Here is a 15,971-nt window from a genome sequence, read left to right as displayed (position 1 = left end):
GTTCGAGCAGGCGGAAAGGGGGTTCAGTCCTCCGGATCCTCCAGGGCGGTCTGGATGAGGGCGTCGATGTCCATCAGGTCGATGTCGCTCTCCGACGGCCCTTCCTCGGGGCCGTCCTCGGGGATATCCCCGGCGGCGGAGACGGCGGTGGAGGCGGGGGCAGAGGCCGGGTCCGCGGTGGGAGCGGCCGCTGCCTCGATCTCGTCCGACAGATGGGCGGCGAGTGCGGCGGGCGTCGGGTAGTCGAAGATCATCGAGGTGGAGAGCCCCAGTCCGGTGGCCGCGGCGATCCTCCCCCGGATCTCGACGGCCGTCAGCGAGTCGAATCCGAGGTCGGCGAAGCCGCTCCTCGCCGCGATGCCGTCGATCCCCTGGTGGCCGAGTACGTCGGCGACCTGACGGCGCACCAGGTCGAGGAGGGCGCGTTCGCGCCGGGCCGGGGAGAAGCCGGCCAGTCCGACGGCGTACGCGGTGAGTCCTTCCTCCGCCGCCTGCTCCTCCCCGGCGCCGCCGCCGGTGAGCGGAGCGAACAGCGGGGCGGGCCGGCCGGCCGTGAAGGCGGGCAGGAAGCGGCTCCAGTCCACCTCGGCGACGGTGACGCAGGTGTCCTGCGCGCCGAGTGCGTCGGCCAGGGCCCGCAGCGCCGTCTCGGGTGCCATCGCGGTCAGGCCGCGCCGGGCGAGGTAGGCGGCGGCGTCGCCGTCGGCTCCGCCGAGTCCGGCCGCGGCCATGCCCGTGCCGGCCCAGGGGCCCCAGGCGAGGGAGAGGGCCGGGCGGCCCTGGGCGCGGCGGCGTTCGGCGAGCGCGTCGAGGTAGGCGTTGCCGGCCGCGTACGCCGCCTGCTCCCCACTGCCCCACACCCCGGCGATGGACGAGAAGAGGACGAACTGCTCGGCCTCGGGGAGGAGTTCGTCGAGGTTGCGGGCGCCGTCCACCTTGGCCCGGACGACCTCGCGGAAGGTGTCCGCGTCGAGGTCCTGGAGGGGGCGGGCGGTGTCGGTGCCCGCGGTGTGGACGACGGCCCGGACCGGGTGGGCGGCCAGCAGCGCGGCGAGGGCGTCGCGGTCGGCGACGTCGCACGCCGCCACGACGGCCGTGCAGCCGAGCTCCGCGAGTTCCGCCACCAGGGCCGCGGCACCCGGTGCCCGGGGTCCCGACCTGCTGGTGAGGACCAGCTTGTCGGCCCCCTGCCGGGCAAGCAGGCGGGCGACGTGTCCGCCGAGGGCGCCGGTGCCGCCGGTGATGAGGGTGGTGCCCGTCGGGGTCCACACCCCGCCGGGCGCGAGCGGTGCGCGGTCCAGGCGGCGGGCCAGGACGCGGCCGCCGCGGAGCGCCACCTGGTCCTCCGTACCGCCGAGGACGGCCGGGATCAGGGCGAGGGTGTCCGCACCGGGCTGCTCGGGCAGGTCGATGAGCCCGCCCCAACGGCGCGGGAGTTCGAGGGCCGCGACCCGGCCCAGGCCCCACACCTGTGCGGCGCGGGGGTCGGCCACGGTGTCACCGGCGCCGACCGCCGACGTCGTCACGCACCACAGGGGTGAGCCGAGTCCGGTGCGCACCACGGACAGGACGGTCTCCGGGTCGCCGGAGAGCAGCAGCACCCCGTCGACGGGGTCCGCCGCGGGCAGCTCGTCCGGCGTGCAGACGGTCGCCCCGGCGCCGCTGTCGCGCAGCGCGGCGGCCACGGCCGCGGCACGGTCGGTGTCCTCGCGGGCGGCGGCGACCAGCCAGTGCCCGCCGGTGGGCCGGGCCGCCGGGACGTCCGTCCACGCGACGCGGTACCGCCGGTCGGCGGCGGCCTCGCGCAGCACGCGGGCGCGGCGCCAGGAGGCGAGCGCGGGCAGGGCCTCGGCCAGCGCGGCGGCCGTGGCGGGGTCCATCCCGGTCAGGGCGCCGAGGTCGCCGGAGTCGACGGCGTCCCAGAACTCGGTGTCGGCCGGGCCGGGTTCCGCCGTGCGGGGCTCCGGCCAGTAGCGGGTCCGGTCGAACGCGTAGGTGGGCAGTGCGGCCCGGGGGCCGGTGCCGAGTACGGCCTGCCAGTCCACGCGGGTGCCGCGGGTGTGGGCGGTCGCCACGGCGGTCAGCAGCGTGACCGGCTCGGCGCGCCCGGGCCGCAGCGCGGGTACGGCGGCGACGTCCGGCCCGGCGGTGGCGCCGGCCAGCGCGGTGAGGACGCCGTCCGGGCCGAGCTCGACGCAGGCGCCGACGTCCCGGCGCCACAGTTCGGCGACGGCGTCGGCGAACCGGACCGGCTCGCGGACCTGGCGCACCCAGTACTCGGGGGTCGCCGGGTCGCCCGGTGCCGTGCAGATCAGCGGGATGGCCGGTGCGCGGTACGTCAGTTGCCCGGCGATCTCGCGGAAGGCGTCGAGCATCGGCTGCATGCGGTGCGAGTGGAAGGCGTGCGAGACGACGAGCCGCCGCACCTTGCGGCCCTCCGCCCGCCAGCGCTCCTCGCAGTCGGCGATGGCCTCCTCGTCGCCCGAGACGGTCAGCGCCCTCGGGCCGTTGACCGCCGCGAGGTCCACGCCGTCGGGCAGCGCGATCTCGTCCTCGGCCGCCTCGACCGCGAGCATGGCGCCCCCTGCTGGCAGCGCCTGCATCAGCCGGGACCGGGCCGCCACCAGGGTGCACGCGTCGTCCAGGGACAGCACGCCGGCGACGTGCGCGGCGGCCAGCTCGCCGATCGAGTGGCCGACCAGCACGTCCGGTCGTACGCCCCACGACTCCACCAGCCGGAACAGCGCCACTTCGAGGGCGAACAGCGCGGGCTGGGTGTACTCGGTCCGGGCCAGGACGTCGTCGTCGGTGCCGAACACCACGTCCCGCAGCGGCCGGCCGAGGTTCAGGCGGGCGCAGACGGCGTCGAAGGCCCCGGCGAACACCGGGTACGTTTCGTACAGTTCACGGCCCATGCCGGCGCGCTGCGCGCCCTGGCCCGCGAAGAGGAACGCGGTGCGCGACGCGTCCGCCCTGCCGGTGGGGGCGCCCGGGGCGCCCTCGGTGAAGGCGCGCAGGGCGGCGAGCAGCGCCGCGCGGTCGGCGCCGAGCAGCGCCGCGCGGTGGGTGAGTTGCGCGCGCGAGCCGGTGAGGGCGCGGGCGATGTCCACGGCGGAGGTGTCCGGGTGGGCGTCGGCGAAGGCGAGCAGCCGCGCGGCCTGGGCGCGCAGGGCGGCGGCCGAGCCGGCGGAGAGCAGCCAGGGCAGCACGGCGGTCGCCGTGTCCGGCTCCTGCGGTGCGGCCTGCTCCGCCCGCCGCTCGTGCGGGGCCTCCTCGATGAGGACGTGGGCGTTGGTGCCGCTGATCCCGAACGAGGAGACGCCGGCCCGGCGCGGGCGGCCGGTCCGCGGCCAGGGCCGGGCCTCGGTGAGCAGTTCCACCGCGCCCGCCGACCAGTCGACTTCCGGGGTCGGCTCGTCCACGTGCAGGGTCTTCGGCAGCGTGCCGCGCCGTATCGACTCGACCGTCTTGATGACACCGGCGACGCCGGCGGCGGCCTGGGTGTGGCCGAGGTTCGACTTGACCGACCCCAGGTGCAGCGGCTCGTCGCGGTCCTGGCCGTAGACCTCCAGCAGGGCCTGCGCCTCGATCGGGTCGCCGAGCCGGGTGCCCGTGCCGTGCGCCTCCACCGCGTCGACCTCGGACGGCTCCAGGCCGGCCGCGGTCAGGGCGGCGCGCATGACGCGCTGCTGGGAGGGGCCGTTGGGCGCGGTGAGGCCGTTGGACGCGCCGTCCTGGTTGACGGCGGAGCCGCGGACCACCGCGAGCACCGGGTGGCCGTTGCGGCGGGCGTCGGAGAGCCGCTCCAGCAGGAGCAGGCCCACGCCCTCGCCCCAGCCGGTGCCGTCGGCCGAGGCGGCGAACGCCTTGCAACGGCCGTCGGCGGCCAGGCCGTTCTGCCGGCTGAAGCCGATCAGCACGTCCGGCGTCGCGACGACGGTGACGCCGCCGGCGAGCGCCATGGTGCACTCGCCGGCCCGCAGCGACTGCGCCGCCAGGTGCAGCGCGACCAGCGACGCCGAGCAGGCGGTGTCCACGGTCACGGCCGGGCCCTCCAGGCCGAAGGTGTAGGAGACCCGGCCGGAGGTGACGCTGCCCGCGCTGCCGGTGACCAGGTGGCCCTCGGCGTCCTCGGGCATCCGCAGCCCCACCCCGTAACCGGATCCCATCGCGCCGGCGAAGACGCCGGTCCGGCTGCCGCGCAGCGTCGCGGGGTCGATACCGGCGCGCTCGAAGGTCTCCCAGGCGGTCTCCAGCAGGAGCCGCTGCTGCGGGTCCATGGTGAGGGCCTCGCGCGGCGAGATGCCGAAGAGCGCCGCGTCGAAGTCGCCGGCGGTGTCGACGAACGCGCCGCCGCGAGCGCGGATGGCGTCGGCGCGGCCCTGGGAACCGAGGTTCCAGCCACGGTCGGCCGGGAACGGGCCGACCACGTCCCGTTCCTCGGCCAACAGCCGCCACAGGTCCTCGGGCGAGTCCACCCCGCCCGGGTACCGGCAGGCCATCGCGACGATGGCGATCGGTTCGCCGGCCGGTGGCTGCGCCGACGGGGACGGGGCGGTCCGGGGCGCGGTGGTCCGCGCGGCGGGGACCGTTCCGGCGGGCCGCTCGTGCGGGGGGTCCGCCGGGGCGGGGGCGGTCTCGGGCGCGGTGGTCCGCGCGGCCGTGCCCGCGAGCCGCTCGTGCAGGTGGTCCGCGAGGGCCCTGGGGGCCGGGTGGTCGAAGACCACGGTCGCGGGCAGCTTGAGCCCGGTGGCGGCCGAGAGCCGGTTGCGCAGTTCCACCGAGGTGAGCGAGTCGAAGCCCATCTCGCGGAAGGCCCGGTCCGGGGCGACCCGTTCACCCGGCGCGTGGATCAGCACGGCGGCGACCTCGTCGCGGACCAGGTCGAGCAGCAGCCCGGCCGGGTCGGCGGCCACCGCCAGCCGCTGCGCCAGGCCGCTTCCCCGGTCCGCGCCGGACGCGCCGGCCTTGCGGAGCCGGGCCGGGACGCGCACCAGCGCGCGCAGCAGCGGCGGCACTTCGTGGGCCGCGCCGACCGGGGCGGGGGCGAAGCGGGTCGGCACCAGGTGGGCCCGCCCGGAGGCCAGCGACGCGTCGAAGAGGGCGAGGCCCTCCTCGGCGCCGAGGGCGTCACCGAGGCGGGTGAGCCGGGCGACGGCCGTGCCGTCGAGGTGCTCGGACATCGCGCCCGGCTGCGCCCACAGCCCCCATCCCAGCGAGACGGCGGGCAGGCCCCGGTGCCTGCGGTGTGCGGCGAGGGCGTCCAGCACGGCGTTGGCCGCCGCGTAGTTGGCCTGTCCGGCGGCGCCGATGGTCGCGGCGAGCGAGGAGTACATGACGAACATGGCCAGGTCCTGACCGGCGGTCAGCTCGTGCAGGTGGACGGCGGCCTCGGCCTTCGGCGCGAACACCGCGGCCAGCCGCTCGGGGGTCTGCGCCTCCAGGACTCCGTCGTCGAGGACACCTGCGGTGTGGACGATCCCCGTCAGGGGGTGTGCGGCCGGGATCTGCGCGAGCAGCGCGGCCAGCGCCTCGCGGTCGGCTGCGTCGCAGGCGACGACGCGGACGTCGGCGCCCTGCTCGGCCAGGTCCCGGACCAGTTCCGGCGCGCCGGGGGCGTCGGGTCCACGGCGGCCGGTCAGCAACAGGTGCCTGACGCCGTGGTGCGCCACCAGGTGGCGGGCCAGCATCGCGCCCAGCGCACCGGTGCCGCCGGTGACGAGCACGGTCCCGTCGGGGTCGAGCCGTACGGCGCTGTCCGTGCCGTCGGGCCGGAAGCGTCTCAGCCTGGGCACCAGCACCCGGCCGTCGCGCACCGCCGCCTGCGGTTCGTCCGCCCTGAACAGCATGCCGAGGATGGCGGCCGCCTCTTCGCCGGTGCCGAGCTCGCCGGTGCCGAGTTCATCGGTGGCGAGTTCATCGGTGGCGAGTCCGCCGGTGTCCGCGTCGAGCAGGATGAAGCGTCCGGGGTGCTCGGTCTGCGCCGTGCGCACCAGGCCCCACACGGCGGCGGCGAGCGGATCGGCGACGTCGTCACCGGGGACGGCGGCGACCGCGCCGCGGGTACGGACCACCAGGCGCGCGTCGGCCGTACGTGGGTCGGCGAGCCAGGCCCGCACCCCTGCGAGCGCCGCCGCCGGTTCGGCCGGCGCCCGCCACAGGGCCACCGGCGGCACCTCGGCGAGGCCGTCGGGATCGTCCACGGTCACGCACGCCGCGCCGGCGACGGTCCCGTCCGACCCGTCCAGCTCGGTCCACACCACCTCGAACAGGGAATCGGACGACGGCTCGGGGGCCGTCCGCCCGGCCGCCTCCCGCAGCGTCAGCGACGCGACCGACAGCACGGGCAGGCCCGCGTCGTCGAAGGCGTCCAGCGTCACGGCGTCCGGACCGGCGGGCGTGATGCGTACCCGCAGCGTCCGCGCGCCGACCGCGTGCAGCGCGACACCCGACCACGAGAACGGCAGCCGCGGTGCCGGCGGTCCGTCGTCCCCGGGGCCCGCCAGGGCCAGCGCGTGCAGCGCGGCGTCCAGCAGCGCGGGGTGCGCGGCGTAGTCGTCGCCGCGCTGCGGGTCCGGCAGGGCGACCTCGGCGTGGAGCACGTCGCCGGACCGCCAGGCGGCCCGCAGTCCCCGGAAGGCCGGCCCGTACTCCAGGCCCGCGGCGTCCAGCAGCGCGTAGTGCCCCGCCAGGTCCACAGGTTCCGCGCCGGCCGGGGGCCACACCGGGTGCGGCGCCGGCTCCGGGGGCAGGTCCGGTGCGAGGACGCCCGCGGCGTGCCGGACCCAGGGCCCGTCGGTGCCGGACTCGGGCCGGGCGTAGACCGCCACCTCGCGTCCGCCCCCGGACGCGCCGTCCTCGGCTCCGACCACGACCTGGAACCGCACGGCCGTCCGCTCCGGCAGGACCAGCGGCGCGTGCAGGGTCAGTTCCTCGACGAGCCTGCCCCCGGTCATGCGGGCGGCCTGCAGCGCGAGTTCGAGCAGCGCGGTGCCCGGGACCAGGACCGTGCCGCGGAGCCGGTGGTCCGCGAGCCACGGGTGCGCCGAGGTGGACAGGCGCCCGGTGAGCACCAGGCCGTCGTCGGTCACCGACGCCACCGCCGCGCCCAGCAGCGGGTGGTCCACACCGGCCAGCCCGGCGCCCTCCACGTCGGCGGGTCCGGACGCGGGCAGCGCCCAGTACCGGCGGTGCTCGAAGGCGTAGGTGGGCAGATCGGCGCCCTCGACCGCGTCCAGCGGCCAGTCCACTTTCGCGCCCGACACGTGCAGCCCGGCCAGCGTCTGCAGCAGGGCGTCGGGCTCGGGGACGCCGGACCGCAGCGTCGGCACGGCGACCGCGTCGTCCACCAGCTGCTGGGCCATGGCCGACAGCCCGCCCTTCGGTCCGATCTCGACGAACCGCCGCACGCCGCGCAGTCCGCGCACGGCGTCGGCGAAGCGCACGGTCCGCCGCATCTGCTCGACCCAGTACTCCGGTGTGTCGAGCCGCCCGGGACCGGTGGGCGCCATGGGGACGGCGGGCTCGTGGTGGGTGAGGCCGGCCGCGACGGCGGCGAGTTCACCGAGGGCCGGGTCCACGTGGTGGGAGTGGGCGGCGAGGGAGACGGAGATGTCCTTCACGCGCCGGCCCTCGGCCCGCCAGCCGTCCCTGAGGGCGTCGATCACATCCGCGTCGCCGGAGACGACCAGCGACTCGGGCCCGTTGACCGCGGCGAGGTCGACGCCGTCGGGCAGGGGCAGCACGTCTTCCTCGCGCGCCTCGACGGCGAGCATCTTCCCGTCCTCGCGCAGGCCGAGCAGCAGGCGGGCGCGCGCCTCCACCAGGGTGCAGGCGTCGTCGAGCGAGAGGATGCCCGCGATGTGCGCGGCGGCCAGCTCGCCGGTGGAGTGGCCGAGGACCACGTCGGGGGTGACGCCCCGGGACTCCAGCAGCCGGGCTAGGGACACCTGGAGGGCGAACGTGCCGGCGTGGGCGTAGCCGGCCCGCTCCAGCAGGTCCCCGTCCCCGAAGAGCAGCTCGGTGAGCGGCGTCCCGAGGTCGATCCGGGCCGCCACCGCGTCGAACGCCTCCGCGAACGCCGGGTGGCCGGCATGGAGTTCGCGCCCCATACCGGCGTACTGGGAGCCCTGGCCCGTGAACACGAAGGCGGTGCGTCCCTGCACCGCGGTGCCGCGGACCACGGAGGCCGCCGAGGTCTCCGACGCGAGCGCGTCGAGCCCGGCGAGGAGGCCGTCCAGGTCGTCGTGGCGCCCGACCACCACGGCCCGGTGATCCAGCGCGGCCCGGCCGGTGACCAGGGTGCGGGCGATCTGCGCCGCGTCCGGACCGGGGTGTTCGGCCGCGTACGCGCGCAGGCGGGCGGCTTGGGCGCGCAGGCCCTCGGCGGTGCGGGCGGAGACCGGCCAGGCGACGGGACGCGCCGGCGCGTCGGTATCCGGTGCCGCCTGCGGCTGCCGCGCGGGCGGCAGCGCGCGGGGGGCCGGCGCCTCTTCGAGGATGACGTGCGCGTTGGTCCCGCCGATCCCGAAGGAGGAGACCGCGGACCGGCGCGGCCGGTCCCCGCGGTGCCACGGCCGCGCCTCGGTGAGCAGCGCGACGGAGCCGGCGGACCAGTCCACCTGCCCGGTCGGCTCGGAGACGTTGACGGTCCGGGGCAGGACGCCGTGCCGCATCGCCTCCACCATCTTGATGACGCCGCCGACGCCCGCCGCGCACTGGGTGTGGCCGATGTTCGACTTCAGCGAGCCGAGCCAGAGCGGCTCGTCGCCCTCGCGCTCCTGGCCGTACGTCGCCAGCAGCGCCTGCGCCTCGATCGGGTCGCCGAGCCGCGTACCGGTGCCGTGCGCCTCGACCGCGTCCACGCCCGAGGGCGCGAGGCCCGCCGCGTCCAGCGCGGCCCGGATGACCCGCTGCTGGGCGGGGCCGCTGGGCGCGGTGAGGCCGTTGGAGGCGCCGTCCTGGTTGACGGCGGACCCGCGGACCACCGCCAGGATGCGGCGGCCGTTGCGCCGCGCGTCGGAGAGGCGCTCGACGATGATCACGCCGGCGCCCTCGGACCAGCCGGTGCCGTCGGCGTCCGCCGAGAAGGACTTGCAGCGCCCGTCGGGCGCGAGCCCCTTCTGCTTGCTCAGCTCCGTGAAGACGTCCGGCGCCCCGAGGACGGTCGCGCCGCCCGCCAGGGCGAGGTCGCACTCGCCGTTGCGCAGCGACTGCACCGCCAGGTGCAGGGCGACCAGCGAGGCCGAGCAGGCGGTGTCCACGGTGACGGCGGGACCCTCCAGTCCGAAGGTGTAGGCGATCCGGCCGCAGACGACACTGCCGGACATGCCGGTGAGCAGGTGCCCGTCCACCTCTTCGGGGAGGTTGGCGCCGCTGGCGTAGCCGACGTTGGTGGCCCCGACGAAGACACCGGCCTGGGTGCCGCGCAGCCCGGCGGGGTTCATGCCGGCCCGCTCGAACGCCTCCCAGGAGGTCTCCAGGAGCAGCCGCTGCTGCGGGTCCATGGCGAGCGCCTCGCGCGGCGAGATGCCGAACAGGTCGGCGTCGAAGTCGCCCGCGCCGTCGAGGAACCCGCCGAGCCGGACGTCGGAGCTGCCCCGGCGGGTCGGGTCGGGGTCGTACAGCGCGTCGAGGTCCCAGCCCCGGTCCTCGGGGAAGGGCATCGCGATGCTGTCGCCGGCCATGACGAGCCGCCACAGGTCCTCGGGCGAGGCGACGCCGCCGGGGTACCGGCAGGCCATGCCGATGATGGCGATCGGTTCGTCGCCGGGGGTCGTCGTCGCACGGGGCTTCGCGGCAGTCTGCCGGGGCCCGCCCAGTTCGGCCAGCAGGTGCTCCGCGAGGGCGGTGGGGTTGGCGTAGTCGAAGACGAGGGTGGCGGGCAGCCTGAGGCCGGTGACCGTGTTGAGGCGGTTGCGCAGCTCGACCGAGGTGAGCGAGTCGAAGCCCATCTCGCGGAAGGCGCGGTCCGCCGTCACCTCGTCGCCGGACGCGAAACCGAGCACGGCGGCGCTCTCGGCCCGGACCAGGTCGAGGAGTCGGCGCGCCGGGTCGGCGGCGGTGGCCAGGGTTGCCGCGAGGCCCTCCCGGCCCCGCCTGCCGCCGGCCCGCCCGGCCGCGCTCCGGGTGGTGCCCGCCAGCCCGCGCAGGATCGCGGGGACGTCCGTGGCCGCACGCAGCCGGGCCCGGTCCACGACGGCCGCCACCAGGTGCGGGCGGGCGGCGTCGAGCGCCGCGTCGAAGAGGGCGCAGCCCTGCGCGTCGGACAGGGGTGCGCCGAGCCGGCTCGCGCGGGCGAGGGCGGGCGCGTCGAGGTGGCCGCTGATGGCGCTCGAACGGGCCCACAGGCCCCAGGCCACCGACACGGCCGGCAGGCCCAGCGCCGCCCGGCGCTGCGCGACGGCGTCGAGTACGGCGTTGGCCGCGGCGTAGTTGGCCTGCCCCGGGGTGCCCAGGGTGGCGGCCACGGACGAGTAGAGGACGAAGAACGACAGGTCCAGGTCCCGGGTCGCCTCGTCGAGCACGACCGCCGCGTCCGCCTTGGGCGCGAGGACCGCGCGCAGGCGCTCGGGTGTCAGGGCGTCGGCCATTGCGTCGTCGACCACGCCCGCGGCGTGCACGACACCCGTGAGCGGGTGCTCCGCCGGGACGCCGGCCAGCAGCGCCGCGAGGTCGTCCCGGTCCCCGGCGTCGCAGGCCGCGAACCGCACCGAGGCGCCCAACGCCGCCAGCTCGGCGGCCAGTTCGGCGGCGCCCGGGGCTTCGGCGCCGCGTCTGCCGGTCAGCAGCAGGTGCCGGGCGCCGTGCCGCTCCACCAGGTGCCGGGCGAGCAGCGAGCCGAGTGTGCCCGTGCCGCCGGTGATGAGCACGGTGCCGTCGGGGTCGAGGGCCGGGGCGGTCCGCCGCTCGGGCGACTCGCCCGGGGTACGCAGCCGGGTGAGCCGGGGCACCAGCAGGCGGCCCGCGCGCAGCGCCGCCTGCGGCTCGCCCGAGTCGAGCAGCGTCCCGACGGCGTGGGTCAGGCCGTCCTCGGTGTCCGCGTCCAGCAGGATCAGCCGGTCGGGGTGTTCGGACTGGGCCGAGCGGACCAGCCCCCAGGTCGCCGCCCGCTGTGGGTCGGTGATCTCGGCACCGCCGGCGGCCGCGACGGCACCACGGGTGAGGACCACGAGGGGCGTGCCCTCCGGTGCACGGGCCAGCCAGTCCTGGAGACCCGCCAGCACCGCCACCACGTCGGCAGGCGCCCGCCACACCAGCGGCCCGGTCGCGTCGGCCGTGCCCGGCCCCGCCGGGTCGTCCACCACCGCGCAGGCGGGTTCCGCGTCCCCGGCAGGCGTCTCCGCCGCGCCCAGCGGCGTCCACGCCACCTCGTACAGCGGGGCGTTAGCCGGCGCGGTCGGTGCGCCGAGGGTACGCAGGGTCAGCGCGTCGGCCGTCAGCACCGGCATGCCCGACGCGTCGAAGGCCGCCACCGACACCGCGTCCGCGCCCGCCGGGGTCAGGCGGACCCGCAGCACCGTGGCGCCCGGGGCGTGCAGCGAGACGCCGCTGAACGCGAACGGCACCCGGGCCGCCCCGTCCTCGCCGAGGGGCCCGGCGGCGAGCGCCTGGAGCGCGGCGTCGAACAGGGCCGGGTGGAGGCCGTACCCCTCCGCCGCGCCCTTTCCGGGCAGCGCTACCTCGGCGTACAGCGTGTCACCGGACCGCCAGGCGGCCCGCAGGCCCTGGAAGGCGGGGCCGTAGGACAGCCCGGCGTCGGACAGCGCGGAGTAGTGGGCGTCGAGGACGACCGGCTCCGCGTCGGCGGGCGGCTCGGCGCCGTCATCGGCCGGGAGCGGGAGCTCCGCGGCGGTGAGCAGGCCGCTCGCGTGACAGGTCCACGGGCCGTCCTCGTCGGACTCGGGCCGCGCGTGGACGTCGACCGCACCGTCGTCCGAGACCCGCACCTGTACCTGCACTCCGCCGCGCTCGGGCAGGACGAGCGGGGTGTGCAGGGTCAGTTCGTCGAGCCGTACGAGCCCCGCGGACGCGCCCGCGTGCAGGGCCAGCTCGACGTACGCGGTGCCGGGCAGCACGGTGCTGCCGTGTACGACATGGTCGGCGAGCCAGGGCTGGGCGGCGGTGGAGAGGCGGCCGGAGAGCAGCAGTCCGCCGCCGACGGCCGGGGACATCTCGGCCCTCAGCAGGGGGTGCCCGCCGGCGCGCATCCCCGCGGCACCCAGGTCACCGGCACCGGGGCTGGGACGCAGCCAGTAGTCCTCGCCCTGGAAGGCGTACGTGGGCAGGTCGATCCGCCGGGGAGCCCAGGGCGCGTACACGGCGGCCCAGTCGGGCGTGACGCCGGCGGTATGAACGTGAGCGAGCGCGGTGAACACGGACTCGGTGTCGTCCCGGTCCCGGCGCAGGAGGGGGACGGCGGGCGTGCTGTCGTGCAGATACGGGACGAGGGCGGACAGCACCCCCTCGGGCCCGAGTTCGACGAAGACCCGCACATCGGTGAGCGGGGCGACCGCGTCGGCGAACCGGACGGGCTCACGGATCTGGCCCACCCAGTAGTCGGCGGTGGTCATGTCCCCGGGAGCCGTGGTGACGACAGGGATGATCGGAGCGTGGTACGTCAGCGACTTCGCGACCGCCGCGAACTCGTCGAGCATCGGCTCCATCAGCTGCGAGTGGAACGCATGGGAGACCGTGAGCCGCTTGACCCGTACGCCCTGCGCACGCAGACGCTCCTCCAGAACCGCGATCGCGTCCGCATCACCGGAAACGGTCAGGGCAGCAGGGCCGTTGACGGCCGCGAGGTCCACGCCCTCGGGCAACTCAAGCCCGCCCTCGGCCGCTTCGACGGCCAGCATCGCACCACCCGACGGCAACGCGTCCATCAACCGACCACGCGCGGAAACGAGCGCACACGCGTCCTCAAGGGACAGCACCCCGGCCACATGTGCGGCGGCAAGCTCACCGATCGAATGGCCCACCAGCACATCCGGGGCCACACCCCAGGACTCCACCAAGCGGAACAGCGCCACCTCGACCGCGAACAACCCGGCCTGCGCGTACACGGTCCGATCCAGTGCCTCGCCGTCCTCGAACACGACGTCCCGCAGCGGCCGGTCCAGATCCACCCGCGCACACACCGCGTCGAACGCGTCCGCGAACGCCGGGAAGGCGTCGTACAGCTCACGCCCCATCCCCACGCGCTGCGCACCCTGACCCGAGAACAGGAATCCGGTCCGGCCCTCGCGCGCGGTGCCGGTGACGACCGCCGGGTCCGGGCGGCCTTCGGCGAGGGCGGTCAGCGCCTGCGCCGCCTGCTCCGGGTCGTGCGCCAGCACCACAGCGCGGTGGGTGAGCGCGGCCCGGCCGGTCGCCAGGGTGTGGCCGATGTCCGCCGGTCGCGCGGCGGGCGCGCCAAGCAGTCGGCCGGCCTGCGCGGCGAGCGCATCGGCGGTGTGCCCGGACAGCGGCCACGGCACGACGGTCGGCTCCGGCCGCGGGGCCGCGGCGGTCACTGCCTGTTCCGGCTCCTCGGGGGCGGGCGGCTCCGACAGGACGACGTGGGCGTTGGTGCCGCTGATGCCGAACGACGAGACGCCCACCCGGCGCGGGCGTCCGGACCGGGACCACGGCCGGGCGCGGTCGAGCAGTTCCACCGCTCCGGCCGACCAGTCGACGCTCGACGCGGGCCGGTCGGCGTGCAGGGACGCGGGCAGCAGTTCGTGGCGCATCGCCTGGACCATCTTGATGACGCCCGCGACGCCCGAAGCGGCCTGGGTGTGCCCGATGTTGGACTTCACCGACCCCAGGTACAGGGGACGGTCCGCGTCCCGGCCCTGGCCGTACGTGGCCAGCAGGGCCTCCGCCTCGATCGGGTCACCCAACCGCGTGCCCGTACCGTGTGCCTCCACCGCGTCCACGTCGGAGGGGTCCAGCCCCGCCGAGGCCAGCGCGGCGCGGATGACCCGCTGCTGTGATGGGCCGTTCGGGGCGGTGAGACCGTTGGACGCGCCGTCCGAGTTCGTCGCGGAACCGGCGACCACGGCGAGCACCGGGTGGCCGTGGAGGCGTGCGTCGGACAGCCGCTCCACCAGCAGCAGGCCGATTCCCTCGCCCCAGCCGGTGCCGTCGGCCGCGTCGGAGAAGGGCTTGCAGCGGCCGTCGGCGGCCAGCCCCTGCTGGCGGCTGAACTCCACGAAGGCGCCGGGGGTGGCCATCACGGTCACGCCGCCGGCCAGCGCGAGGTCGCATTCGCCGTTGCGCAGCGACTGAGCGGCCAGGTGCAGGGCGACCAGCGACGACGAGCAGGCGGTGTCCACGGTCACCGCCGGGCCTTCGAGACCGAAGGCGTAGGCGACGCGACCGGACAGGATGCTCGCGGAGCCGCCGGTGGCGACGTGGCCCTCCAGTCCGCCGGAGTCGGCGAGGGTGAGCCGGGTGTAGTCCTGGCCGTTGGTGCCGGCGAAGACGCCGGTGCGGCTGCCGCGCAGCGCGTGCGGGTCGATGCCGGCGCGTTCCAGGGTCTCCCAGGAGGTCTCCAGGAGGAGCCGCTGCTGGGGGTCCATGGCGAGCGCCTCGCGCGGCGAGATACCGAACAGGGCGGCGTCGAAGCGGCCCGCGTCGTCGAGGAACGCGCCTTCGTCGACGTACGAGGTGCCGGGGCCGTCCCCGGCGGCGAGCGCTTCCAGGTCCCAGCCCCGGTCCGTCGGGAAGGCTCGGACCGCGTCGCGTCCTTCGGTGACCAGCTGCCACATGGTCTCGGGGTCGGTCACCCCGCCGGGGAAGCGGCAGGCCATGGCCACGATGACCACCGGGTCGTCCGCGGCGGCGGGGACCACGCCGCGTTCCTCGGCCGGGGCCCGGGCCGGGTCGGCGGGCTCGCCGAGCAGCTCGGCGAGGCGCGCGGCGAGGGAGGCGGCCGTGGGGTGGTCGAAGGCGATGCCGGCGGGCAGACGCAGCCCGGTGGCCGTGTTGACGCGGTCGCGGAGTTCGACGGAGGTCAGCGAGTCGAAGCCCAGGTCGGCGAACGCCCGCTGTGCGGCGACGTCCTCGGCGGAACGGTGGCCGAGTGCGGCGGCGGCCTCGGCGCGGACCAGGTCGGTCAGCTGCCGGAGCCGCTCGGCGGGCGGCGCGGCCCGCAGCCGGGCGGCGAACCCGGTCGTGGCACCCGTGGCGGTCTCCTGGTCGGCGGCCGCGACGAACTCCTCCAGCAGCGGGCTCGGGCGCCCGCTGGTGAAGGCGGCGCCGAAGCGGCTCCAGTCGACGTCCGCGACGGTGACGCAGGTGTCGCCCGCGTCGACGGCGTCCCCGAGGGCGGCCAGCGCCCGGTCGGGGTCCAGGGCGTTCAGGCCACGCCGGCGCAGGGCCTCTTCGGATTCGGTGTCCACCAGCATGCCGGATCCGGCCCAGGGGCCCCAGGCCACCGAGGTGGCGGGCAGTCCCCTGCCGTGGCGGTGTTCGGCCAGGGCGTCCAGGTAGGCGTTGGCCGCCGCGTACGCCGGCTGGCCGCCGCTCCCCCACACTCCGGCGATCGACGAGAACAGCACGAACGCGTCCAGGTCGGCGTCTGCGAGGAGTTCGTGCAGGTGGGTCGCGCCCGCCACCTTGGCCCGCAGGACCTCGGCGAACTCCTCGCCGGTGACCGTCTCCAGCGGCTGCGTCCCGGTCACTCCCGCGGTGTGGATCACCGCAGTGACCGGGTGCGCGGCCAGCAGCGCGGCCACGGCGTCGCGGTCGGCCACGTCGCACGCCACGGCCTCGGCCCGTACGCCGCGCTCGGCCAGCGCGGCGACCAGGTCGGCCGCGCCCGGCGCCCCGGGTCCGCGGCGGCTCGTCAGCACCAGGTCGCGGACCCCGCGGTCCGCCAGCCAGTGGGCCACCCGGGCGCCGAGACCGCCGGTACCGCCGGTGACCAGTACGGTCCCCGACGGCCGCCAGGGCTCGGTGGAGCCCGGCGCGGAGCCGTACGCGGT

General features: G+C 76.7%; 1 protein-coding gene (only partly in view). It reads right to left on the bottom strand.

Going from position 1 to position 15,971, the window contains the following annotated elements:
* Window positions 1-23 precede the first annotated feature (23 nt).
* Window positions 24-15,971: the 3' portion of a type I polyketide synthase gene (locus ACIRNI_RS26900; protein WP_403555151.1), read on the bottom strand. Its footprint extends 13,980 nt past the window's final position; 15,948 of the gene's 29,928 nt are visible here — the last part of the coding sequence; the start codon falls outside the window, past its right edge; it ends in the stop codon at window positions 24-26.

The sequence above is a fragment of the Streptomyces sp. NPDC093546 genome (assembly GCF_044765045.1).
Taxonomy (GTDB): domain Bacteria; phylum Actinomycetota; class Actinomycetes; order Streptomycetales; family Streptomycetaceae; genus Streptomyces.
This window is presented reverse-complemented; position numbering and strand designations above follow the sequence as displayed.